This window comes from Streptomyces sp. NEAU-YJ-81 (genome assembly GCF_017592595.1).
Lineage (GTDB): Bacteria > Actinomycetota > Actinomycetes > Streptomycetales > Streptomycetaceae > Streptomyces > Streptomyces hygroscopicus_B.
The window spans coordinates 108113-129899 of record NZ_JAGFNO010000013.1; the positions used below are offsets into that span (position 1 = coordinate 108113).

The 21787-nt window shown below is 72.9% G+C and carries 24 protein-coding genes and 2 pseudogenes; 17 read left to right on the plus strand and 9 right to left on the minus strand.

Annotation, left to right across the window (positions count from 1 at the left end; translation table 11 throughout):
• Positions 1-219 precede the first annotated feature (219 nt).
• Positions 220-1233, plus strand: coding sequence for a sporulation protein (locus tag J5X86_RS26345; RefSeq protein ID WP_208519204.1), 1014 nt, complete (start codon positions 220-222; stop codon positions 1231-1233).
• 227 nt (positions 1234-1460) lie between these two features.
• Positions 1461-1970 (plus strand): DinB family protein, encoded by a 510-nt coding sequence (locus J5X86_RS26350; protein WP_208519205.1) that lies wholly within the window; start codon positions 1461-1463, stop codon positions 1968-1970.
• Positions 1971-2070: 100 nt separating this feature from the next.
• On the opposite strand, the gene J5X86_RS26355 is transcribed toward J5X86_RS26350, so the two are convergent.
• Positions 2071-2850: a methyltransferase domain-containing protein gene (locus J5X86_RS26355; RefSeq protein ID WP_208519206.1), complete on the minus strand. Its 780-nt coding sequence runs from the start codon at positions 2848-2850 to the stop codon at positions 2071-2073.
• A gap of 28 nt (positions 2851-2878) precedes the next feature.
• Between J5X86_RS26355 and J5X86_RS26360 the strand changes: the two genes are divergently transcribed.
• From J5X86_RS26360 to J5X86_RS26370, 3 genes are all read left to right on the plus strand, one after another.
• A complete protein-coding gene (locus J5X86_RS26360; protein WP_243981453.1) occupies positions 2879-3298 on the plus strand; it encodes a MerR family transcriptional regulator in 420 nt (139 codons plus the stop codon).
• Between the two features lie 71 nt (positions 3299-3369).
• Positions 3370-3903 (plus strand): hypothetical protein, encoded by a 534-nt coding sequence (locus J5X86_RS26365; protein WP_208519207.1) that lies wholly within the window; start codon positions 3370-3372, stop codon positions 3901-3903.
• Positions 3900-4739, plus strand: coding sequence for an MBL fold metallo-hydrolase (locus J5X86_RS26370; protein ID WP_208519208.1), 840 nt, complete (start codon positions 3900-3902; stop codon positions 4737-4739). Before J5X86_RS26365 ends, J5X86_RS26370 begins: the two co-directional genes overlap by 4 nt.
• A 74-nt stretch (positions 4740-4813) precedes the next feature.
• On the opposite strand, the gene J5X86_RS26375 is transcribed toward J5X86_RS26370, so the two are convergent.
• Positions 4814-5356 carry a hypothetical protein gene (locus tag J5X86_RS26375; RefSeq protein ID WP_208519302.1) on the minus strand — a complete coding sequence of 181 codons (543 nt, stop codon included), beginning with the start codon at positions 5354-5356 and terminating at the stop codon, positions 4814-4816.
• Between the two features lie 186 nt (positions 5357-5542).
• Here J5X86_RS26375 and J5X86_RS26380 point away from each other — a divergent pair, with 186 nt between their 5' ends.
• Entirely contained in the window at positions 5543-6463 is a 921-nt protein-coding gene (locus J5X86_RS26380) for a glycosyltransferase family 2 protein (protein ID WP_208519303.1), read from the plus strand.
• A 258-nt stretch (positions 6464-6721) separates the two neighbouring features.
• Here the strand turns inward: J5X86_RS26380 and J5X86_RS26385 are convergent.
• Positions 6722-7254: pseudogene (locus J5X86_RS26385) on the minus strand (amino acid permease); the annotation flags it as partial.
• A 2-nt stretch (positions 7255-7256) separates the two neighbouring features.
• Between J5X86_RS26385 and J5X86_RS26390 the strand changes: the two are divergent.
• Both J5X86_RS26390 and J5X86_RS26395 read left to right on the plus strand, forming a co-directional pair.
• Positions 7257-7915: pseudogene (locus J5X86_RS26390) on the plus strand (HAD-IC family P-type ATPase); the annotation flags it as partial.
• 55 nt (positions 7916-7970) lie between these two features.
• Positions 7971-8330, plus strand: coding sequence for a metalloregulator ArsR/SmtB family transcription factor (locus tag J5X86_RS26395; RefSeq protein ID WP_014058546.1), 360 nt, complete (start codon positions 7971-7973; stop codon positions 8328-8330).
• Positions 8331-8387: 57 nt separating this feature from the next.
• Here J5X86_RS26395 and J5X86_RS26400 read toward each other — a convergent pair whose 3' ends face one another.
• On the minus strand, positions 8388-9398 hold the full coding sequence (locus tag J5X86_RS26400) for a cation diffusion facilitator family transporter (RefSeq protein ID WP_208519209.1): 1011 nt from the start codon (positions 9396-9398) through the stop codon (positions 8388-8390).
• A 189-nt stretch (positions 9399-9587) separates the two neighbouring features.
• Between J5X86_RS26400 and J5X86_RS26405 the strand changes: the two genes are divergently transcribed.
• The 5 genes from J5X86_RS26405 (at position 9588) to J5X86_RS26425 (ending at position 15955) form a co-directional block, all read left to right on the plus strand.
• Complete coding sequence (locus J5X86_RS26405; RefSeq protein WP_208519210.1) at positions 9588-10703, plus strand: LacI family DNA-binding transcriptional regulator; 1116 nt, start codon at positions 9588-9590, stop codon at positions 10701-10703.
• Complete coding sequence (locus J5X86_RS26410) at positions 10700-11701, plus strand: 2-hydroxyacid dehydrogenase (protein ID WP_208519211.1); 1002 nt, start codon at positions 10700-10702, stop codon at positions 11699-11701. The genes J5X86_RS26405 and J5X86_RS26410 overlap by 4 nt, the downstream gene beginning before the upstream one ends.
• Positions 11698-12918, plus strand: a complete 1221-nt coding sequence (gene manD, locus J5X86_RS26415) for a D-mannonate dehydratase ManD (RefSeq protein ID WP_308124726.1) — start codon at positions 11698-11700, stop codon at positions 12916-12918. Before J5X86_RS26410 ends, manD begins: the two co-directional genes overlap by 4 nt.
• 5 nt (positions 12919-12923) lie before the next feature.
• Positions 12924-14441, plus strand: coding sequence for a mannitol dehydrogenase family protein (locus tag J5X86_RS26420; RefSeq protein ID WP_208519212.1), 1518 nt, complete (start codon positions 12924-12926; stop codon positions 14439-14441).
• A 137-nt stretch (positions 14442-14578) separates the two neighbouring features.
• Positions 14579-15955 (plus strand): MFS transporter, encoded by a 1377-nt coding sequence (locus J5X86_RS26425; RefSeq protein WP_208519213.1) that lies wholly within the window; start codon positions 14579-14581, stop codon positions 15953-15955.
• A gap of 4 nt (positions 15956-15959) precedes the next feature.
• Here J5X86_RS26425 and rpsR read toward each other — a convergent pair whose 3' ends face one another.
• Genes rpsR through rpmG form a run of 4 tightly spaced genes read right to left on the minus strand, consistent with a single transcriptional unit; the run spans position 15960 to position 17838 of the window.
• A complete protein-coding gene (rpsR, locus tag J5X86_RS26430; RefSeq protein ID WP_208519305.1) occupies positions 15960-16202 on the minus strand; it encodes a 30S ribosomal protein S18 in 243 nt (80 codons plus the stop codon).
• A 45-nt stretch (positions 16203-16247) separates the two neighbouring features.
• Entirely contained in the window at positions 16248-17414 is a 1167-nt protein-coding gene (locus J5X86_RS26435) for a GTP-binding protein (protein WP_208519214.1), read from the minus strand.
• A complete protein-coding gene (locus tag J5X86_RS26440) occupies positions 17411-17668 on the minus strand; it encodes a type B 50S ribosomal protein L31 (RefSeq protein ID WP_078638848.1) in 258 nt (85 codons plus the stop codon). The genes J5X86_RS26435 and J5X86_RS26440 overlap by 4 nt, the downstream gene beginning before the upstream one ends.
• A 5-nt stretch (positions 17669-17673) precedes the next feature.
• Positions 17674-17838, minus strand: a complete 165-nt coding sequence (rpmG, locus tag J5X86_RS26445) for a 50S ribosomal protein L33 (RefSeq protein WP_043238828.1) — start codon at positions 17836-17838, stop codon at positions 17674-17676.
• Between the two features lie 89 nt (positions 17839-17927).
• Here rpmG and rpmB point away from each other — a divergent pair, with 89 nt between their 5' ends.
• Together rpmB and rpsN are read left to right on the plus strand one after the other, a co-directional pair.
• Entirely contained in the window at positions 17928-18164 is a 237-nt protein-coding gene (gene rpmB / locus J5X86_RS26450; protein WP_078638849.1) for a 50S ribosomal protein L28, read from the plus strand.
• Positions 18164-18469, plus strand: a complete 306-nt coding sequence (rpsN, locus tag J5X86_RS26455) for a 30S ribosomal protein S14 (protein WP_208519215.1) — start codon at positions 18164-18166, stop codon at positions 18467-18469. Before rpmB ends, rpsN begins: the two co-directional genes overlap by 1 nt.
• A gap of 126 nt (positions 18470-18595) precedes the next feature.
• Here the strand turns inward: rpsN and J5X86_RS26460 are convergent, their stop codons facing one another.
• Entirely contained in the window at positions 18596-19684 is a 1089-nt protein-coding gene (locus J5X86_RS26460) for an enoyl-CoA hydratase/isomerase family protein (RefSeq protein ID WP_308124727.1), read from the minus strand.
• 117 nt (positions 19685-19801) lie between these two features.
• Here J5X86_RS26460 and J5X86_RS26465 point away from each other — a divergent pair, with 117 nt between their 5' ends.
• The gene (locus tag J5X86_RS26465; RefSeq protein WP_208519216.1) at positions 19802-20173 is read left to right on the plus strand and encodes a VOC family protein; all 372 of its coding nucleotides are present in this window, start codon (positions 19802-19804) and stop codon (positions 20171-20173) included.
• 107 nt (positions 20174-20280) lie between these two features.
• Positions 20281-21735, plus strand: coding sequence for a serine hydrolase (locus J5X86_RS26470; protein WP_208519217.1), 1455 nt, complete (start codon positions 20281-20283; stop codon positions 21733-21735).
• Positions 21736-21787 lie beyond the last annotated feature (52 nt).

Here is a 21787-nt window from a genome sequence, read left to right on the forward strand (position 1 = left end):
CCCCGCCAACGCACGGAGATGGCCATCTCAAGGAGGCGCACACCCCTATGCTTCTACATGCGTGTAGAAACACGGAGGGCGGACGCACGGTGAACGTGCGATGGGCCGCGAACGTTCCGCGGCCCATGGCCCGTTGTCGCGCGACCGCCGTCCTCCATCGCACACGCCCGTAACCCCCCACGCTCACGCGTGCAGTAGGCATAAGGAGTGAACGCCACGATGGTGTTCAAACGACTGCTCGGCTCGCTCGGTGTCGGCGGGCCCACCGTGGACACGGTGCTGGACCCCGGCCCGGTACGCCCCGGCGGGCCGCTGACCGGTCAGGTCCATCTCCGTGGCGGCACGGCGGACTTCGAGATCGAGCAGATCACGCTGGAGCTGGTGGCCCGGGTGGAGGACGAGCGCGGCGAGGAGGAGCGGGAAGGGGCCGTCCTCTTCGACCGCTTCACCGTCGGCGGCGGCTTCCGGCTCGCCGAGGGCGAGCAGCGCAGCCTCCCGTTCACGGCCCACCTCCCCTGGGAGACGCCGATCACCGAGCTGTACGGGCAGCCGCTGGGCATCATCCTCGGCGTCCGGACCGGGCTGGAGATCGCGGGCGCGAAGGACAAGGGCGACCTCGACCGGCTGACCGTGGATCCGCTGCCGGTCCAGGAGGCCGTTCTGGAGGCGCTGGGACAGCTCGGCTTCGGCTTCAAGTCCGCCGATCTGGAGCTGGGCCATGTCGGCGGCACCGGGCAGCGGCTGCCGTTCTACCAGGAGATCGAGCTCACCCCGGCCCCCCGGTACGCCCACGCCATCAACGAGCTCGAGGTGACCTTCCTGGCGAGCCCGGGCGGTATGGACGTCGTCCTGGAGGCCGACAAGCGCGGCGGGCTCTTCTCCTCGGGGGACGACGCCCTCACGCTCTTCACCGTCGGCCATGAGGGCGTCGAGCACCGCGATTGGAACACCGAGGTCGACGCCTGGATCCACCACCTCGTCGAGCGGCGCGCCGCGCATGGCTCGTACAGCCACGGTGAGTACGGCGCACCCGGCTACGGCCACCACGACGGCCACGGCTACGGCCATGCGGACCACCACCATGACGGCGGGCGGCGCTCCGGCCCGAGCACCGCGGCGATCGTCGGAGGCGTCGCGGCGGGCGTCGCAGTCGGCGTCGTCGGCGGAATGGTGGCCGCGGAGGTCGTCGACGAGATCGGCGACGCCTTCGAGGACGAGGAGGACGAGGACTGACCGCCTCCCCCGGCCCGGGGCGATCCCCGGCCCGGGGCGATCCCCGGCCCGGGGCGATCCCCGGCCCGGGGCGGTCCCCGGGCCGGGGCGGTCCCCGGGCCGGGCACTCCGTTCGCTTTCCCGGCGTTTGGGCCTCCCCGGCGCGGTCGCGGCCCAACGGGCCGTGGTCCTATGGGGCCACATCGCCAGCCGGCGCCCGGACCTGCCGTCGAGGAGGACGAACCACCATGACCGCCGACAGCCGCCCAGAGCCGCCCCACCTCGGCGACGAACGCGCGACCTTGCGCGCCTTCCTCGACTACCAGCGGGCGACGCTAGCCATGAAGTGCGAGGGGCTCACCGACGAGGAGTTGCGGCAGCGCTCGATGCCGCCCTCGACGCTGACGCTGCTGGGCCTGGTACGGCACCTGGCCGAGGTGGAACGGACCTGGTTCCGGCGGGTGTTCGAGGACCACGAAGCACCGATGGTCTGGTCGCCGACGATCGACTTCCAGGCGGCGTACGACGTGAGCGGGTCCTCCAGGGCCGAGGCGTTCGCGGCCTGGGAGGCGGAGGTCGAGACCTCCCGCCGGATCGAACGGGAGGCGGAATCGCTCGACCTGGTGGGCTACCAGCCGCGGTGGGAGGAGGAGGTGTCGCTGCGGATGGTGCTGGTGCATGTGCTGCTGGAGTACGGCCGCCACAACGGGCACGCGGACTTCCTGCGCGAGGGCGTGGACGGGGTCGTGGGGGCCTGAGCCCCTCGCTCGGGAGGCCGGAGGAACCGCGCGCCCCAGGTGGCCCGTTGCGGAGCCACGAAAACGGTAACGGGGGGAAGGCGGTCCATCGGCCCCTGGCTCACCCCGCCGTTCCGGCCGCGAGGAACATGGGCACGGCGAGGAAGAGCCGATCGGTGCGGGCGCGTTCACGCTGTTCGGCGCACCACGCCCCGGCCTGGTCCCCGGTGATCGCACCGGCCGCGCACGCCCCCTCGGCCAGGCCGGTGAGCAACGGCAGCGCCTCGGGCCCGGTGAGCATGGTGGTGTGCGCCTCCGTGGTGACCGCGCTCAGCCCGGCGTCCAGCAGCAGACCGCGCTGGCGGCGGGCGGCACGGGGCGAGGGGATGAGGCTCGCGCGGGCGTGCACGATGGTGCGAGTCAGGGCCGCGTCGTCGGCGTCGAGGACCAGCGCCTCCCAGTCCTGTCCCACCAGCACCACCCGCCCGCCCGGTGCCAGCACCCGGCGGGCCTCGGCCAACGCCACGGCGGGGTCGGGGAGTTCATGGAGCACCTTGTCGGCCCGATAGCCGTGCACCGTGCCGTCGCCGAACGGCAACCGACCCACGTCCGCGACCCGGAAATCGGCGCCGGGCCACCGCTCGCGGGCCACGGCTACCATCCGCACGTCGGCGTCCACGCCCGTCACCCGCGCCCCGCGCTCGGCCAGTTCGGCGACGGCCCGCCCGGCGCCGCAGCCCACGTCGACCACCGGGGCGCCCGGCTCGGCCGCGAGGAGCTCGTAGGTCCTGGTGCGCAACCTCTCCGCCCCGGGGGACCGCTCGGCGTGGTCGAGCCGCGCGACTAGGCCATCGGTGGCGTGTTCCCGTGTTTCCCGCTCGTTGTGCTTCTCCTTGGACATGACCGCGAGAATGCGACTTAATGTCGACATGAAGTCAAGCGGCGCCATGGCCATCGGCGAGGTCGCGGAGCGGTTCGGACTGGCCACCCATGTGCTGCGGCACTGGGAGACCGTGGGCCTGCTGCACCCCGCGCGCGACAGCGCCGGGCGCCGCCGCTACGGCGAGGCCGACCTCGTCCGGGTGGCCGTCGTCCTGCGCGCCAAGGAAGCCGGGCTCGGCCTGGACACCATCCGGGCCCTGACCGCGGCCACCGAGCCGGCCGCCCGCCGCGGCATCCTGCGGCACGAGGCCGAGACGCTGCGCTCCCGCATCGCCGCCGCGCGGGACTCGCTGGCGCTTGTCGAATGCGCCCTCGGCTGCGAGCACGACGACCTCACCCGGTGCCCGCACTACCGCCGGCAGGTGGTCCCGGAGAGCTGGGACCGCGCGGCGCCGGGGGCTGGTTGAGGCGGTCGGGGCTGGGCACTCCGGGGGGGCGCGTGGCTTGATACGACCTTGCCGAAGCCGGAAGGACGATCATGAGCGAGCCCAGGACATCCCCCCGCATGCTCGGCATCTACCTCAATGACCACCTGGCCGGAGCTACGGCCGGAGTGGAGCTGGCCCGCCGCACGGCCCGCGAGCACCGGCGGTCGCCCTTCGGCGGCGAGCTGGAGGACCTCGCCGTACAGATCATGGAGGACCGTGCGGCGCTGCTGTCCGTCATGGCCGACCTCGAGGTGCCCGTACGCCGTTACAAGATCTACGGGGGCTGGCTGGGCGAGAAGGTCGGGCGGCTGAAGCCCAACGGCAATCTGCGGCGCCGTTCCGGGCTCAGTACGGTCGTCGAGCTGGAGTCGCTGCGGATCGGGGTGGAGGGGAAGACGCTGCTGTGGCAGTCGCTGCTGGCCGCAACCGGCAAGGACGCCAGACTGGACCCCGATCGGATCACCGAGCTGCTGAACCGGGCGCGGCGGCAGCGCGCGGTGCTGGAGTCGCTGCACGACACCGCGGCCGGCACGATGCTCACCCCCGATCGGGCGGAGTCGCGAGAGGCGGTGGTCGGGACATGACGCCTCCGCCGGACGGCGCCGCCGAGTTCCTCTTCATCGGCAACGCCACGCTCCTCATCCGCTACGGCGCGCTGACGTTGCTCACCGATCCGAACTTCCTGCACCGGGGCCAGTACGCCTATCTGGGCAAGGGGCTGATGTCCCGGCGGCTGACCGAGCCCGCCCTGGCCGCCTCCGACATACCGTCCGACCTGGACGCCGTGGTGCTCTCGCATCTGCACGGCGACCACTGGGACCGGGTGGCGCGCCGGAGGCTGGACCGCTCACTGCCCATCATCACCACCCCGCACGCCTCCCGGCGGCTGCAGGGCGTCCATGGGTTCAGCCGGGCGACCGGGCTGCCCACCTGGCACGATCAGGTCCTGGTGAAGGATCACAGCCAGGTGCGGGTCACCGCGCTGCCGGGCAGACACGCCCCCGGCCGGTGGCAGAAGCTGCTGCCACCGGTGATGGGGAGCCTGCTGGACTTCGGCGCGCCGGGGCAGCCTCCTCGGCTGCGGGTGTACATCACCGGCGACACGCTGATGTTCCCGGGCATCCATGAGATCGCCCGGCGCTACCCGGAGGTACATCTCGCGGTGGTCCACCTGGGCGGCACCCGGCTTCCGGGCGGGCTCATCGTGACCATGGACGCGCTCCAGGGGGCCGGTCTCGTCAAGGCCGTACGGCCAGAACGGGTACTGCCGGTGCACTACGACGACTACGCCGCCTTCAGCAGCCCGCTTTTCGCGTTCCTGGAGGAGAGCCGGCGCCCGGACTTCCCGTCCACGGTGGTCCACTGCGCCCGCGGGGAGCGCGTCACGGTGAACGCGCAAGGGGTGCTCGCGGCACAGTGAAGGCCCGGAAGGGGTGCTCGCGACGCCGTGAAAGCCGCCGTCAGTCGCGGTCAGACCGCGCTGGTGGGCGCCGGTCAGACCGCGCTGGTGGGCGTCTGGTCGTCGCTGTGCAGCCGCCGCAGACGTTCCACCAGCTGCGGACGGTGCAGTTCCACGACGAGCGCCATCAGATCCGGATGGCGCAGCAGGGGTGCGGCCCGGCAGTCATGCGCGTCGGGCGCCGTGAGCCGCCGGAACTCCCCGGGGGTCCCGGCGCCGTGCTCACAGTCATCGAGCGCCGCCACGGCCTGGGACGCCAGCGTGGAGCAGGTGAGCAGGGCCGCCGCCCAGCTCGCCACGACCTCGTCCACATAGGTGCGCCAGATGCCATCGGGGCCGTTGATCTCATACGGCTCCGCGTCCGCGAGCCAGTCCAGCCGGAAGGAGCCGCCCGGCCCGGCCAAGGCCAACAGGGTGGCGTCGGTGGAGGTCGGGTAGCGCAGCCAGGCGGCCACCGTCACGGCCTGCCGCGCCTGGGCCTCGGCGAGCGCCGCGTTCGTCGCTCCGTCGGCCGCCGGATAGGCCCTGACTAGCCACCGCGTGGTCGCCGCTATGACGGATGCCAGGTCCAGGGACAAACGAAGCCGCTCCTCGTACGCGATCAGTGTCAGCACCGTACCCCCGGGACGGCGGTGTCTAACATGACGTAGATCACGTTGACGGGCTCCGGCATGACACAGATCACGCCGTACGTCGGCGCGCCGAGCCCGTACGACGCCGGGCGCGCACCGCATAGTGGCTGGTTGGCCGGGTACTCGGTGCCCATGAACGCCCCAGGCCCCGCCGTCGGCGTGGTCGTAGCCACCCGCGACCGCGCGGAGCGGCTCGCCACGGCTCTGGAACACCTCACCGCCCTGCCGGAGCGGCCACCGGTCGTCGTCGTGGACAACGGCTCGACGGACCACACCAGGGCCATGGTCGCCGAGCGGTATCCCCATGTGCGGGTCCTTGCCCAGGGGGACGACCGCGGGGCGCTCGCCCGCAACGACGGCGTACGCGCCATCGGCACCCCCTACGTGGCCTTCAGCGACGACGACTCCTGGTGGCACCCCGGCGCCCTGGCCCGGGCGGCCACCCTGCTCAACGGCCATCCGCGGCTGGGGGCGCTGGCCGGCCAGCTGCGGATCGGCCCGGCGGAGCGGCCCGATCCGCGGGACGCCACGCTGGCCGCCTCCCCCGTCGGCCGTGCCGAGGACCTCCCCGGACCGGAGGTGTACGACTTCCTCGCCTGTGCGGCCGTGGTGCGCCGCGGCGCCTTCCTGGAGGCGGGCGGCTTCCATCCGCTGATCCTCTCCGGCGGCGAGGAAACCCTGCTCGCCTACGACCTCGCGGCGATGGGCTGGGGCATCTCGTACTGCCCCGAGGTGGTCGCCCACCACGAACCGGCCCCCTCGCCGACCGAAGAGCACACCGCCGCGATGCGGTCCAACGAGCTGATCGGCTGCTGGCTGCGCCGCCCGCTGCCCCTCGCGGCCCGGCGCACCGGCGCACTCCTCACCGAGGCCGGGAGGGACCCGGTGGCGCGGGCCGCGCTGCGCGGTCTGCTCGCCCGGCTGCCGGCCGCCCTGTGGCTGCGCCGCCCACTGCCGCCGTGGATCGAGGAAGCCGCCCGGCGGGTGGACGGGCAGCGCGCGGACGAGGAGCTCCGGCGGGACGAGAGGCAGGTCGCCACCCATGACGGATGACCGGACCGCCCGGCGATGCGCCCGGCCACGCCCGAGGCGCGGCAGGCCCTGGAGACGGCGGCGCGGCAGCCGCAGTCCGGAACCGCTGCCGGCCGCACGACGGTCGCCATCACCACCCGCGACCGGCGGGCGTAGCTGCCGCACACCCTGAACCGGTCGGCCGAACGCCCGAGTCGCCGCCCGTGCTCGTCACCTGACAGCGGACCGGACCGGGGACGCACGGGCGGCCGACCATCGGCACACCGGCAGCGATGCCGCCTACCTGGTGGCCCCGCGCCGCACGCCGTAGGCCGCGGCGCCCAGGGCCAGCACCGCCGCGCCGGAGACCACCGAGGAGACGGGCAGGGCGAAGGCCGGCAGCAGTCAGCCGGCCAGGCCGAGCCCCGGCACGATCCGCGGTGGGCGGCCCTCGGCCGGGGTGAGGGTCCATGCGGAGGCGTTGGCGACGGCGTATAGGCCAGCACCCCGAACGAGGAGAACCCGATCGCACCGCGCGGATCCGCCGTCACCGCCACGACCGCCACCACCGCGCCCACGGCCAGTTCGGCGCGGTGCGGCACCGCGAACCGGGGGTGCACGGCGGCCAGCGCGGGCGGAAGGTGCCGGTCACAGGCCATGGCCAGGGTGATCCGGGAAACGCCCAGGACCAGCGCGAGCAGCGACCCGAGCGCGGCCACCGCCGCGCCCGCCCGCACCACCGGCGCCAGCCACGCGAGCCCGGCGGCACGTACGGCCTCGGCCGGCGGGGCGCCCGCGGCGGCCAACCCGCCGCTGCCCAGCACGGTCAGTACTCGCGGAGGTGGAGGACAGCGGAGCCACCGCCGTCGCCGTCCTCGCCATCGCCGCCCCGTCGCCGTCCTCGCCATCGCCGCTCCGCTGCGCGCCGGGGCCGCCGAAGCCGTCGCCGCGCTGGGCCGGCTCACCGGCACGCCACCGGTGTTGCTGACCGGCGACAACAAGCGTGCCGCCGCCCGGCTGGGCGAGGAGGTCGGCATCGCCGACGTACGGGCCGGGCTGCTGCCGCAGGACAAGGTGGTCACCGTACGGGGGTGGGAGGACGCCGGGGAGCGGGTGCTGATGGTCGGCGACGGGGTCAACGACGCCCCGGCGCTGGCGGCCGCGCACACCGGTGTCGCCATGGGGCGGGCGGGTTCCGCGCTGACGCTGGAGACCACCGACGCCGTCGTCGTCCGCGACGAACTGGCCGCCGTGCCCTCGCTCGTGACCCTGTCGCGGCGCGCCCGCCGCCTGGTGGCGCAGAACCTGGTCATCGCGTGTGTGTGCATCGGCGCGCTGGTGGTGTGGGATCTGTTCGGCCATCTGCCGCTGCCGCTCGGCGTGGCGGGCCATGAGGGCTCCACCGTCCTGGTGGGCCTCAACGGTCTGCGGCTGCTGCGCGCCTCCGCCTGGCCGGGGGCGGCGCGGGCCCACCGCCGGGCCGCCGGGAGCTGAGGGCCGTGCGGGCCGAGCGGGGTCTCCTCTCGGCCCGCCGCTCTACGATGGGGACATGCCGGTCAGCGAACCCTCCTCAACTGCGACCCGTTCGCATGCGCATCACAGCGGCGCGGCGCAGTTCTCCACGGCCGCCAATGTCTTCTCGCTGCTCTCCGACCCGACCCGGCTGCATCTGGTGTGGTCCCTCGCCCGGGGCGAGGCCGATGTCAACACCCTCACCGAGGCCAGCGGGGCGGCCCGCCCGGCGGTGAGCCAGCATCTGGCCAAGCTCCGGCTGGCCGGACTGGTCCAGGTGCGCAAGGAGGGCCGCCGCTCGGTGTACTCCCTCCACGACGGCCATCTGCGCCGACTGGTCACCGAGGCCGTCAATCACGCGGACCACATGGTCACCGGGGCCCCGCCGCACGACTGAGCGCCGGGGTCGCGGTGGAGGCCGATCGCACCGGCTCCCCGGCGCCGCCGGATCTCCTCACACGCTGTGATGGGCCAGCAGGTGATGCGGGTCCTGCGCGCCCGGTCCAGGGGCCGGATCGGTGTGCACCAGGGCGGCAGTCAGCCGGGGCACCGTATGGAGGAGGGCGTGTTCGGCCTCGACCGCCACCTGGTGCGCCGCGCGCAGATCCAGGCCGCCGTCCACCTCGACCGTGACCTCGGCGCGCAGCCGGTGGCCGATCCAGCGCATCCGGAGTTCGGTCACGCTCAGCACTCCGGGGACCGCGCGCAGGGCGGCCTCGCCCGCGTCGACCACCGCCGGGTCGACGGAGTCCATCAGCCGCCGGAACACCTCGCGGGCCGCGTCCTTGAGGACGAGCAGGATCGCGGCGGTGATGGCCAGGCCGACGAGCGGGTCGGCCTGCTGCCAGCCGAGCGCCACACCGCCCGCGCCCACCAGCACGGCCAGCGAGGTGAAGCCGTCGGTGCGGGCGTGCAGTCCGTCGGCGACCAGGGCCGCCGAGCCGATCCGCCGCCCGACCCGGATCCGGTGGCGGGCCACCCATTCGTTGCCGAGGAAGCCGAGGACCGCCGCGACCGCGACGACGCCCGGATGGGAGATGTCGCGCGGGTGCAGCAGCCGGTCCACGGCCTCGTAGGCGGCCAGGGCCGCCGAGGCGGCGATGGTCAGGACGATGACGATCCCGGCCAGGTCCTCGGCCCGGCCGTAGCCGTAGGTGAACCGGCGATTCGCCGCGCGGCGCCCCAGGATGAACGCCACGCCGAGCGGCACCGCGGTCAGCGCGTCGGCGGCGTTGTGGACGGTATCGCCCAGCAGCGCCACCGAGCCGGACAGCAGGACGACCCCGGCCTGGAGCACCGCCGTGGCGCCCAGGACGGCGAGGGAGAGCCACAGGGCTCGCATGCCCTCGGCCGATGACTCCAGCGCGGAGTCGACCTTCTGCGCCGACTCGTGGGAGTGCGGTTTCAGCAGATGCGCGAGCTGGTGCCGACGATGGGACCAGCGTCCGTGATGACGGGACTCCATGACGCCATTATGTGCATACACGCGCACGCATGCACCCGTCGGGTCACGGAAGGCCCTCGATCACAGCAGGCTTCCGTGCCGAGCGGCCTTGCCAATGTTTTGGCAAGCATTGACAAGTTTGCGCAACGGTGATGACCATGCAACATGCCGTTCATCCACCCCACTTCGTCGCACCGGTAGCGGGCTGCCATGGCCCCCACCCTGACCGACGTCGCCAAGGGCGCCAATGTCGCGCTGTCCACGGCGTCCCGGGCGTTCAGCGACCCCGGCCGGCTCGGCCCCCAAACCTTGCGCAAGGTGCTGACCGTCGCGCAAGAGCTGGGGTACGAACCACCCGTGGCGCGTGCCACCGAGACCGCCACCGGCACCGGAGCCGAGACCGCCACCGTCGCGCTCGTCGTCCCCGATATCGCCAACCCCGTCTTCGGGGCCTTCGTCAAGGCCGCCCAGGGCGAGTGCCGGCACCGCAAGCAGACCGTCGTCCTCGCCGACACCGACCTCGACCCGGACCGTGAGCGCGAGGTCATCGCACAGATGAAGGAGCGGGCGGACGGCCTGGTCGTGTGCTCTCCCCGGCTCGACGCGGACGATGTGCTCGCCATCTGCGGCCGCACCCCCACCGTCCTGGTAAACCGCGAAACGGCCGGCACCGACTGTGTGATCGCCGACGCCGCCCACGGGATGCGCCAGGCCGTGGAATACCTGGCCGCCCTCGGGCACCGGCGGATCGCCTACGTCCAGGGCATGCGGCGCTCCTGGTCCAACGCCCACCGCGTCGACCTCATCCGTACCGAGGCGGAACGAGCCGGGCTGGACCTGGAGTTGCTGGGATGGCAGTCCGAGACGGTGGCGGGCGGCACCGCCGCCGCCGCGAGCGTCATGGCCTCGGGCGCCTCCGCCGTCATCACCCACAACGACCTGATGGCGTTCGGCGTGCTGACCGGCGCCCGGGCGCTGGGGCTGAGCGTGCCCGAGGACCTCAGCGTCATCGGAGTCGACGACATCCCCTTCACCGAGGTATCGCAGCCGTCCCTGACGAGCATCTCCGTGCCGATGGCCCGCGCCGGGGCGCTCAGCCTGCAGATGCTGGGACAGGTCCTCGCGGGCGAACGGCAGATCCCCCGTACCCACCGGCTGCCCACCCAGCTCATCGTGCGCGACTCCACCGGCCCCGCGACCACCCGCATCCCCCGGCACCAGCCCGCCACACCCGCCACACCCGTCATGCCTGCCACGCCCGCCACGCCCGCCACACCCGCCACGCCCGCCACGCCCGCCACGCCCGCCACGAAGGACGCCTCATGACCACCGCCCCCCTGACCGTGGTGGTCGCCGACCCCAATCTCACCCCGCTGCGCGCCGAGTTCGAGGCCGCCCTCCCCCACGGCACGGTCGTCCACTGGCCCGACCCCCGGCATACCGAGGCGGTCGAAGCCGCCATGAAAAGCGCCGACGTCCTGGTGTCGGGCCAGTGCACCGCCACCATGGCCGCGGCCGCCACCCGGCTCCGGCTGGTCCACGCCGCCGGAGCCGGGACGGACAACATCGGTATCGCCGCGCTGCCGCCGGGCACCCAAGTGGCCAACACCTTCCACCACGAGAACGCCATCGCCGAATACGCGGTGTCCGCCACGATCCTGATGCGCCGCGGCTTCCTGCGCCAGCACACCGCACTACGCCGCGAGGCGCACTGGGACACCCCCGCCCATGACCCACGGGCCCCCTGGGCCGAGGACCTGACCACCGCCACCGTCGGGTTCATCGGCTTCGGGCACATCGGAGCCCGCTGCTGGCGGCTGTTCCAGACGTTCGGCGCGCGGGGCATCGCCGTCACCCGCGGCGGGGACGTGGACGCGGCCGCCCACGGACTGCTGTGGTCCGGGGCCGTTGAGAACCTCGGCAGCCTGCTGGAAAGCTCCGACGCCGTGGTGGTGTCCGTGCCGCTCACCGACGACACCACCGGGCTGATCGGAGCGGCCGAACTGTCCCGGATGCGCCCGGGCGCCGTCCTCGTCAACGTCGGCCGTGGCCCCGTCGTGGACGAGGACGCGCTCTACCAGGCGCTGAGCGACCGCGCCATCGGCGGCGCCGCGATCGACGTCTGGTATCGGTACCCGGCCGACGGGCACACCGGCGCCCCCAGCAAGCACCCCTTCGACACGCTGGACAACGTCTTGATGACCCCTCACTCCTCGGGCCTCACCCGCCAGACCTTCGCCCACCGCACCGCCGACATCACCGCCAACATCCGCCGGCTCGCCGCGGGCGAACCGCTCCACAACGTGGTGGCGGTGGCCCCGTGAAGACCGACACCATCACCGCCGTCGATGTGCTGATCACCAGCCCCGGCCGCAACTTCGTCCTCCTCAAGATCACCACCGCCGACGGGGTCACCGGCTGGGGCGACGCCACCCTCAACGGGCGCGAACTCGCCGTCGCCTCCTATCTGCGCGACCACCTCGCCCCCCTCCTCATCGGCCGCGACCCCGCCCGGATCGAGGACACCTGGCAGTACCTCTACCGAGGCGCCTACTGGCGGCGCGGACCGGTGACCATGACCGCCATCGGCGCGGTGGACATCGCGCTGTGGGACATCAAGGGCCGGACCACCGGACAGCCCGTCTACCAGCTGCTCGGCGGCGCGGTCCGCGACCGGATCCTCACCTACACCCACGCCACCGGCTGGGACCTCCCCCAGCTGCTGGACTCCATCGAGGAGCGCCGGGACCGCGGCTTTTGCGCCGTACGGGCCCAAAGCGGCGTCCCCGGACTGGAGATGGTCTACGGGGTCAGCCGAAGCGGCACCGGATACGAACCGGCCGGCCGGGGCGCCGCCCCCGTCGAAGAGACCTGGGACACCGACGCCTACCTCCGCCACGCCCCCCGCGTCCTCACGGCGGTCCGCGAACACGTGGGCCCCGAGCTGAAGCTGCTCCACGACGCGCACCACCGGCTCACCCCCGGCCAGGCCGCCCGGCTCGGCCGCGCCCTGGAACCGGCGGACCTCTTCTGGCTGGAGGACGTCACCCCCGCCGAGAACCAGGAGGTGCTGCGGCACGTCCGGCACCACACCACCATCCCGCTGGCGATCGGCGAGGTGTTCAACACCGTCTGGGAGTGCCAGACGCTGATCACCGAGCAGCTGATCGACTTCATCCGGACCTGTGTGAGCCACGCGGGCGGCATCAGCCATCTGCGGCGCATCGCCACCCTCGCCGACCTCTGGCAGGTGCGGCTCGGACCGCACGGCCCCTCGGACATCTCCCCCGTCGCCCTGGGCGCCTCACTCCACCTGGGCCTGGCCACCCCCAACTTCGCCATCCAGGAGTACATGGGCTACGAACCCCTGGTCCACGAGGTGTTCCGGCACGCCTGGTCCTACGCCGACGGACACCTCCACCCCGGCGACGCACCCGGAATCGGCGTCGAGATCGACGAGGAGCTCGCCGCCCGCCACCCCTACGAACCCGCCTATCTGCCGGTCGCGCGACGACTCGACGGCTCGATGACGGACTGGTGACACCGATGCCGCACAGCCTCCCCCGCCTCCGCCGCGCCACCGCCACCGCGGCCGCCCTCACCCTCCCGCACCCGCCCGCCGAGACCGGCATCGTGCACCTGGGCCTCGGCAACTTCCACCGCGCCCACCAGGCCGTCCACACCGCGGCGGCATTGCGCCACACCGACGGCCCCTGGGGCATCCTCGGAGTCGCCAGCCGCTCCGCCACCGTGGTGCGGGCGATGCGCGACCAGGAGATGGCCTACGCGGTCGTGGAGATCTCCCCCGACGACACCCGCGTCACCGTCCCCGCCGTGCACACCGGCGCCCTGCTGGCCGCCGAACAGCCCGACGATGTCCTCGACGCCCTCGCGGCACCCGCCACGGCCGTCATCACCCTGACCGTCACCGAACACGGCTACACCTTCTCCCCGCGCACCGGGGGCCTCGACCTCGATGCCCCCGCCGTCCGGGCCGACCTGCGGGGCGACGCGCCACCACGGACCACCATCGGACAGATCGTCCGCGGCCTCCAGCGCCGCATGCTGGCCCACGCCCGGCCCGTCACCGTGCTCAGCTGCGACAACCTCGTGGGCAACGGAGCACAGACCAGGCGGCTGGTCCACGAGTTCACCCAGGCCCTCCCGGCGGCCGAACGCGACGACCTCGCGCCCTGGCTGGAGTCCGCGGTGACCTTCCCCAACTCCATGGTCGACCGGATCGTCCCCGCCACCACCGACACCTACCGCGAGGCCGTCGCCGCCCACCTCGGCGTACAGGACACCGTCCCAGTACCGGCCGAACCCTTCAGCATGTGGGTGATGGAGGACCGCTTCGCCGCCGGGCGCCCGCGCTGGGAGACGGGCGGGGCACTCTTCACCGACGACGTCGAACCCTACGAACTGCTGAAGCTGCGCCTGCTCAACGGCACCCACTCCCTCATCGCCTACCTCGGCGCGCTGGACGGACAGGAGACCATCCCGGACGCGACCGCACAGCCATTCATCGCCGAAGCCGCCCGCGCGGTGCTCCACGACGAGTATCTGCCGACCCTCACCGTGCCCGCCGACATCGGCCTCGACCACTACACAGGGCAGCTCTTCGAGCGCTGGGCCAACACCGCCCTGGGCCACCGCACCCGGCAGGTCGGCTCGGACGGCTCGGTCAAACTGCGCCAACGGGTCCCCGAACCCGCCCTGTTCCACCTGCGAGCCGGCCGCATGCCCCACCAACTGGCGCTCACCGTCGCCGCCTATCTGTGCTGCGTTGCACCGCGCCCCGGCTTCTCCCCCGGTCCCCACGCCACCGCGATGGCGGACCCCGCCCGTGAGACCCTCGCCACGATCGCCGGCCGCGGCGCCACCTCATCCGGGCCGTCCTTCGTCGAAGCCGTCCTGGACAGCGGGCTGCTCGGCGACGGGCTGACGGACCACCCGGACTTCGCCGCCCGGGTCTCCGAGCTGATCGACCTCATCGTCCGCCACGGGCCGGCCGCCGCGGCCGCCGACGCCGCCGGGACCCGCCGGGCCCCCGCACACCGCTGACCCTCCCCGGACACCGGCCCCGTACGCCCCTGCCCCCGTCCCCCTTCTCCCCCTTCTCCCCCTTCTCCCCGTTCCCCCGTCCCCTTCGCTCCCCTCCACCGCTCCGCTGCATCGATCCGTTCAAGGAGGCATGGATCATGGACAGCAGTCCCACCCCCGCCACAACGCGTCCCCCGTCGCCCGCCACCTCCCCCTCCGAACCACCCGCCGACCCCCGCGCGGTGCGCCGCGCCGCCTGGGCCGGTCTCATCGGCACCGCGCTCGAGCAGTACGACTTCGTCATCTACGGCACTGCCTCGGCACTGATCTTCAGCGATCTGTTCTTTCCCAACGCCTCACCGTCCGTGGGCATCCTGGCCAGCTTCAGCACCTACGCGGTGGGCTTCGCCGCCCGCCCGCTCGGCGGGCTCTTCTTCTCCCGTTACGGCGACCGCCTGGGCCGCAAGTGGGTGCTGGTCGCGACCCTGCTGCTGATGGGCGGCTCCACCCTCGCCATCGGACTGCTGCCGACCTACAACGAGGTGGGGCTGCTCGCCCCGATCCTGCTGCTGATCTGCCGTATGGGGCAGGGCTTCGGGGCCGGGGCCGAGCAGTCCGGCGGCGCCACCCTGCTCACCGAGACGGCCGCCACCGGACGCCGCGGCAGACTGTCCTCCCTCGTCATGGCGGGCGCGGCGCTGGGCACCGCCCTGGGCGCGGTGGCCTGGATCCTCGCCCAACGCCTGCCCGAGGATGCCCTGATGAGCTGGGGCTGGCGACTGATCTTCGGCAGCAGCCTCTTCGTGACCGTGATCGCCATGGTCCTGCGCCGCAAGCTGCACGAGAGCCCGGTCTTCACCGAGCTCAAGGAACAGCGGGAGCGGCCCACATCACCGGTCAAGGAGGTCTTCCAGCACGGCCGGAGGCCCATGCTCCTGGTGCTGTTCATGAACTTCGGCATCAGCACCCAGTCCTACACCTACCAGGTCTTCATGGCCTCCTATCTCGTGTCCAGCGTCGGCGTCGACAAGGACTTCGTCCCCCAGGTGCTGCTGATCGGAGCCCTTTGCGGCGGTCTCGCGGCCATCTGCTTCGGCACGCTCTCCGACCGCCTCGGGCGGCGCCCGGTGTACTCCACGATCGCCGCCGCGCTGGTGCTACTGCCGGCCCCGACCTTCATCGCGCTGAACACCGGATCCCATGTGGCGATCACCGTGGCCATCGTCGTCGGCTTCATCCTGGCCTGCCATGGCTCGGTCGGCGTCCAGATGAGCTACTTCCCCGAGCTGTTCGGCAAGCGCTACCGCTACGCGGGCGTCACGCTGGGCCGGGAGTTCTCCTCGGTGATCGGAGGCGGGGTCGCGCCACTGATCTGCAGCGCGCTCGTCACCGCGTTCTCCGGCTCCTGGATACCGGTCGCCATCTACATGACCGTGGTCACGGCGGTCAGCCTCGTCGCCACCCGGATGGCCCCGGAGACCCTCGACCGCGATCTGAACACCGCGGCCGACAGCACCGCGCCGGTGAACCGGTGAGGTCCTAACGCGACCCGTAAGGCAGCAGCGCCATCTCCCGCGCGTTCTTGATGGCACGGGCCAGTCGGCGCTGCTGCTGCGCGCTCACCCGGGTCACCCGGCGGCTGCGTATCTTGCCGCGGTCGGAGATGAACTTCCGCAGCAGCTCGGTGTCCTTGTAGTCGATATAGGTGATCTCCGCCTTGTCCAGCGGGTTCACGCGGTTGCGCCGGGCGTCCCGGCGGGTGGGGTCGAGGCGTCGGGCCATCATCGGGTCCTTGTCTGTGTGGTACGTGCGGTGTCCGTGCTCCGGTCAGGACACCTGGTCGAGCAGTTCATCGAAGGCGTGCGGCAGCCGGCGCCAGGCGTCCGGCCCGGCCGCGTACTCGGAGTCGGTCAGCAGACACGAGTCGAGCAGGGCCAGCAGCCCGTCACGGTCGAGACCGGGCGAGGTGAAGGTGAGGTGCTGACAGCGGTCGCCGTGGTCGGGATGCCAGTCGAGCGCGGCGGCCACCCGCCGTTCGGCCGGGACCATCTCCCAGGCGGCGTCCGGCAGCGCGGCCAGCCACGGCCCGGCCGACTCCACACACAGCGCCCCGCCCGCAGCGTCCCACGACAGCAGGGTGTCGCCCCGGTCCGCCAGCCAGAAACGGCCCCGGCTGCGGGCCGCGGCGCAGGTCAGGTCCTCCAGCGCGGCGTAGAGCCGCCCCGGGTGGAAGGGCCGGTCGCGCCGCCAGACGAGGGTGGCCACCCCGTGGTCGTCGCCCTCCTGCGGCAGCAGCGCGCACGCCGGATGCTGCCGGGCGGCCGCCGCCGCGAAGTCGAAGCCCTGGAGAAGGGCGGGCCCCAGAGCCCCCTCGCCGAGCCGCTTCTGCCGTGCGCCCGGGGTGAGGTGGGTGAGCAGGGCCAGGTCACCGTCGTCCGCGGACTCCTCGGACGTCTCGTCCTCGGCGACGGCGATCACGGTGGGGTACTCCAACTGCCGGGCGAAGGTGTCCGCGATGGTGCGCTGGTCGGTCGGGGCGGCGGCGAGACCGGCCTCGGCGAGGTCGTCGCCATTGGCGAGGTACGGCACCATCAGGGCCGGGTCGACAGCGGTGGCCACCCCGGTCAGCTCCAGCGGCGCGCCCTCGGCCGCGATGACGGCGGCCATGGCCTGGGGCTCGACCGACTCCCACAGTTCGACGACGGCGAGCCGGTGCCCGCCGCCCGTGGCCAGGCGCAGCAGTTCGGGGACCATGTCCTCGCGCAGCGCACAGCACGCGCAGTCGTTCACCAGCGGCGCCTCGCCACTGCCCAGTAGGCCCGAGGCATCGCGCACGGTGCGGCGCACGGCGCGGTCGGTGGCGGCGGACAGGTCGTGGTGCAGCGCCACCGAGCCGGGCACCGTGCGCAGGATCTCCTCGACGGCGGCGCGGCGGGCGTCGGCGTGCAGTCCGCCCACGACCGCGACGGCCAGCCGGTTCTCATCCGCGATCACCGGCCCCTCCGCCCGCGTCCGTAGCGCCGCTCGAACCGCTCGACGCGGCCCGCGGTGTCCACGACGCGCTGGTTGCCGGTGTAGAAGGGGTGGCTCGCCGAGGAGATCTCGACATCGATGACCGGGTAGGTGTTGCCGTCCTGCCACTCCACGGTCTTGTCGCTGGTGGCGGTGGAGCGGGTGAGGAAGGCGAAGTCGGCGGACCGGTCGCGGAAGACGACGGGCCGGTACGCGGGGTGGATGCCGGGCTTCATGGCGGTCAGCGCTCCTCACGGAAGTCGACGTGGCGGCCGGCGACCGGGTCGTACTTGCGGAGGGTCATCCGGTCGGGGTCGTTCCGCCGGTTCTTGCGGGTCACATACGTGTAGCCGGTGCCCGCGGTGGACCTCAGCTTGATGATCGGGCGTAGTTCATTGCGTGCCATGAGCCACAGCATACACGGTAGTGGTTTTCATTTTCATCTAGCTGCTACGCTGTCGCGACATCCACACCACACCACCGAACGGAGGAACCATGTCCGCCCACTGCCAACTCACCGGCCGGCAGCCCGGCTTCGGCCACCACATCTCCCACTCCCACCGCCGCACCAAGCGCCGGTTCGACCCCAACATCCAGCACAAGCGCTACTGGCTGCCCAGCGAGGGCCGCCACATCCGGCTCACCCTCAGCGCCAAGGCCATCCGGACCGTCGACGTGATCGGCATCGAAGCGGCCGTGGCCCGTATCCGCGCCCGGGGAGGGAAGGTCTGATGGCGAAGAAGAGCAAGATCGCAAAGAATGAGCGGCGGCGCGTGATCGTGGCGCGTTACGCCAAGCGCCGCGCCGAGCTGAAGGCGCTCATCGCCGACCCCCGCGCCTCGGCGGAGGAACGGCTCGACGCCCAGCGGGAACTGCGCCGCCAGCCCCGCGATGCCAGCGCCACCCGCGTACGGAACCGCGACTCCATCGACGGCCGCCCCCGCGGTCACCTGCGCGCCTTCGGCCTCTCCCGCATCCGACTGCGCGAAATGGCACACGCGGGTGAACTCCCGGGGGTGACCAAGAGCAGCTGGTGATCCCTACCGCCCCGGGCCACTTCGCCGAGGTGTGCCGCTTGGCACACTATTTATCCTGTGCCGACGCCGACGGTCCGCCCATCGGCGCCGACGGCTCTCGCCCATCGACGCCGACAGGGCGTCCGGCTACGGGGCGTCGGCGAGGCGGAGGTCGCCGTCGGCGGGCGGTGCGAAGAAGCCGGCCACCTCCGCGTCGGTGACCTCGGCCAGAGCGGCCGGGGTCCAGCGGGGGCGGCGGTCCTTGTCGATCACCTGGGCACGGACGCCCTCGACGAAGTCCGGGCGGGACAGGGCCGCACACGAGACGCGGTACTCCTGCTCCAGGACGCGCTCCAGCGAATCGAGCGCGCGGGCCCCGCGCACGGCGGCCAGCGTGACCTTCAGCGCCGTGGGGGACTTGGCGAGAAGGGTCTCGGCGGTCTCCTTGGCGGCCGGTTCCCCGACGGCCATCAGCCGGTCCACGATCTCCTCGACGGTGGCCGCCGCGTAGCAGTGGTCGATCCACTCCCGCTGGCCGTCCAGGGTCCCGGCCGGGGCCTCCACCGCGTACCGGGGAAGGACGTCCGGCACCGGGTCCGCGGCCAGATCCCGGGTCAGCGCGGGCAGCAGCTCGGAGGGGACGACATGGTCGGCCAGCCCGCACCGCAGCGCGTCGGCGGCGCCCACCGACCCTCCCGTGAGCGCCAGATGCGTCCCCAGTTCGCCCGGTGCGCGGGACAGCAGATAGGTACCGCCGACGTCCGGTACGAAGCCGATCGTGGTCTCGGGCATGGCCACCCGGGAGCGCTCGGTGACGATCCGCACGCTGCCATGGGCCGAGACCCCGACGCCTCCGCCCATCACGATGCCGTCCATCAGGGCCACATACGGCTTGGGGTAGCGGGCGATCCGGGCGTTGAGCGTGTACTCGTCGCGCCAGAACGCCCTCGAGGCCGCGCCGCCGCCCGAGGTCACATCCCGATGGATCATGCGGATGTCGCCGCCCGCGCACAGCCCGCGCTCCCCCGCCCCGCCGATCACCACGGCCTGGACGGCCGGATCCCGCTCCCAGGCGGTGAGGGCCTCGGCGATCCGGGCCACCATCGGAGGGATGAGGGCGTTGAGGGCGCGGGGGCGGTTGAGGGTGAGATGTCCGGCGCGGCCCTCGGTGCGCGTCAGCACGGCGTCGTCGTCGATCACGGAGTCGGTCACGCGGTCGGTCACGGAGTCGGTCACGGGGTGTTCGGTCCTTCCAGCGTCTGGTGCGTTCGCGGATCACCACCGATCCGTCACCGCCGATCCTCTCAACGGGCCATCGGCCCCGGACAGCCGCGCCTCTGCTTGACTGGGCACATGCTGTCGATCGGTTCCGTGGTGCTGGGGGTCTCGGACGTCCGGCGCGCGGCGGCGTTCTGGACGCGAGCCCTGGGATACGTCCCGCGCGGGGAGATCGAGGACGACTGGGTGGTGCTGGTCCCCGCGGACGGGCGCACCGGGGCCCACCTGTCGCTCGGCCGCAGCGAGACCCCGGTCCAGGGGCGCCCACGCGTCCATCTGGATCTCTACGCGGGGGACGCGGCCGATCAGGCCGCCGAGGTCGAGCGACTGGTGTCGCTCGGCGCCCGGCGGGTCCGCTGGGAGCTGTATCCGCCGGACGCCGATTTCATCGTCCTGGCCGACCCGGACGGAAACCGCTTCTGCGTCATCGACACCGGCCGCGGCTGAGCCCCGTTCCCGCACCGCGGGTGCCGCGGCACAAAACGCTCTGGACACGCGCCGCCCCGCCGGGGAGGGTGGGCGCGGCCCATCACTGACCCCCGAGGACCCGCCTGATGACTGCTCATCCGCTGCCCACCAGCATCCCCGCCGCCGAGGGCGTGGACGCGCGGGGCGTCCACGCCTTCCTCGACGCCGTCGAGGGCGCGCCGGACATCGAGCCGCACAGTCTGATGATCCTGCGCCACGGCCGGCTCATCGCCTCCGGCTGGTGGGCGCCGTACACCGCCGAGCGGCCGCATCTGCTCTACTCCCTCAGCAAGAGCTTCACCTCCACGGCGGCGGGGCTGGCCGCCGCCGAGGGGCTGCTGAACCTCGACGATCCCGTGATCTCGTACTTCCCCGAGTTCGAGGCGGAGATCACCGACCCGGGCAGCCGGGCCATGCTCGTCCGCCATGTCGCGTCCATGGCCAGCGGACATGCCGAGGAGACCGTGGAGCGGGCGTTCGGCGGGGACCCGGAGGAACCCGTGCGCGGCTTCCTGCGGATTGGGCCGGATCACGCGCCGGGCACCGCCTTCGCCTACAACCAGCCCGCCACGTACACGCTCGCCGCGATCGTCCAGCGGGTGACCGGGCAGTCGCTGACGGAGTATCTGCGGCCGCGCCTCTTCGATCCGCTGGGCATCGGCGAGACGGCCTGGCTGCAGGTGCCGGCCGGGCGTGACCTCGGCTTCAGCGGGCTGTTCGCCGCCACCGACGCCATCGCCCGGCTGGGGCTGCTGTATCTGCGGGGCGGCGAGTGGGAGGGCCGGCGGCTGCTTCCGGAGTCCTGGGTCGCAGAGGCGACGCGGGAGCACATCGCGACCGAGGAGGCCATGGTCAATGGCTCGGGGCCGGACTGGCGGCGGGGGTACGGATTCCAGTTCTGGATGTCCCGGCACGGGTACCGGGGCGACGGGGCGTTCGGGCAGTTCTGCCTGGTGCTGCCCGAGCATGACGTGGTGATCGCCACGACGGCGGAGACCGAGCGGATGCAGGCCGTTCTGGACGCGGTGTGGGAGCATCTGCTGCCCGCGTTCGGCGAGGCGCCGCTGACCGGCCGCGAGGACGAGGACGCCGCGCTGGAGCGGCGGCTGTCCCGGCTCGCGCTGCCGCCCCTCGCGGCGAAGCCCGCGCCGCTCACGGACCCCGGCGCCTGGTCGGACGCGGAGTTCGGCCCCGCAGGCGGCGCCTGCGCGGATCAGCCGACCCTGACGGGCGTCACCGTCACCGAGGACGGCTCCGGCGGGTGGACCGTCTCGCTGGCCGAGGAGGCATCCCGGCTGGACCTGGGGTTCGACGGCGCGGGGTGGCGGGTTGACGACGGGCCGCGGGCGCCCGTCCCCACGGCGGTGAGCGGGGGCTGGACGGACCCGGACACCCTGACCGTGGACGTGGCGTTCCTGGAGACCCCGCATCACCTCGTCGTCACCTGCTCCCTCGCGGACCGTGTCTTCACCGCACGGTGGAGCACGGTGCCGCTGCACCGGGCCCCGCTGCACGCCATGCGCGCGCCCAGGCCGCGTTGACGCGTTCCGCCGTTCTGAAAGGGTGCGGCGCGCTGGTCCGGGGCAGCCCCCG

Excerpts from the sequence above, each read along its gene's own strand:
- J5X86_RS26345 (WP_208519204.1), top strand. The coding sequence starts at position 220 with ATGGTGTTCAAACGACTGCTCGGCTCGCTCGGTGTCGGCGGGCCCACC.
- J5X86_RS26350 (WP_208519205.1), top strand. The coding sequence starts at position 1,461 with ATGACCGCCGACAGCCGCCCAGAGCCGCCCCACCTCGGCGACGAACGC.
- J5X86_RS26355 (WP_208519206.1), bottom strand. The coding sequence starts at position 2,850 with ATGTCCAAGGAGAAGCACAACGAGCGGGAAACACGGGAACACGCCACC.
- J5X86_RS26360 (WP_243981453.1), top strand. The coding sequence starts at position 2,879 with ATGAAGTCAAGCGGCGCCATGGCCATCGGCGAGGTCGCGGAGCGGTTC.
- J5X86_RS26365 (WP_208519207.1), top strand. The coding sequence starts at position 3,370 with ATGAGCGAGCCCAGGACATCCCCCCGCATGCTCGGCATCTACCTCAAT.
- J5X86_RS26370 (WP_208519208.1), top strand. The coding sequence starts at position 3,900 with ATGACGCCTCCGCCGGACGGCGCCGCCGAGTTCCTCTTCATCGGCAAC.
- J5X86_RS26380 (WP_208519303.1), top strand. The coding sequence starts at position 5,543 with ATGAACGCCCCAGGCCCCGCCGTCGGCGTGGTCGTAGCCACCCGCGAC.
- J5X86_RS26395 (WP_014058546.1), top strand. The coding sequence starts at position 7,971 with ATGCCGGTCAGCGAACCCTCCTCAACTGCGACCCGTTCGCATGCGCAT.
- J5X86_RS26400 (WP_208519209.1), bottom strand. The coding sequence starts at position 9,398 with ATGGAGTCCCGTCATCACGGACGCTGGTCCCATCGTCGGCACCAGCTC.
- J5X86_RS26405 (WP_208519210.1), top strand. The coding sequence starts at position 9,588 with ATGGCCCCCACCCTGACCGACGTCGCCAAGGGCGCCAATGTCGCGCTG.
- J5X86_RS26410 (WP_208519211.1), top strand. The coding sequence starts at position 10,700 with ATGACCACCGCCCCCCTGACCGTGGTGGTCGCCGACCCCAATCTCACC.
- J5X86_RS26420 (WP_208519212.1), top strand. The coding sequence starts at position 12,924 with ATGCCGCACAGCCTCCCCCGCCTCCGCCGCGCCACCGCCACCGCGGCC.
- J5X86_RS26425 (WP_208519213.1), top strand. The coding sequence starts at position 14,579 with ATGGACAGCAGTCCCACCCCCGCCACAACGCGTCCCCCGTCGCCCGCC.
- rpsR (WP_208519305.1), bottom strand. The coding sequence starts at position 16,202 with ATGGCCCGACGCCTCGACCCCACCCGCCGGGACGCCCGGCGCAACCGC.
- J5X86_RS26440 (WP_078638848.1), bottom strand. The coding sequence starts at position 17,668 with ATGAAGCCCGGCATCCACCCCGCGTACCGGCCCGTCGTCTTCCGCGAC.
- rpmG (WP_043238828.1), bottom strand. The coding sequence starts at position 17,838 with ATGGCACGCAATGAACTACGCCCGATCATCAAGCTGAGGTCCACCGCG.
- rpmB (WP_078638849.1), top strand. The coding sequence starts at position 17,928 with ATGTCCGCCCACTGCCAACTCACCGGCCGGCAGCCCGGCTTCGGCCAC.
- rpsN (WP_208519215.1), top strand. The coding sequence starts at position 18,164 with ATGGCGAAGAAGAGCAAGATCGCAAAGAATGAGCGGCGGCGCGTGATC.
- J5X86_RS26465 (WP_208519216.1), top strand. The coding sequence starts at position 19,802 with ATGCTGTCGATCGGTTCCGTGGTGCTGGGGGTCTCGGACGTCCGGCGC.
- J5X86_RS26470 (WP_208519217.1), top strand. The coding sequence starts at position 20,281 with ATGACTGCTCATCCGCTGCCCACCAGCATCCCCGCCGCCGAGGGCGTG.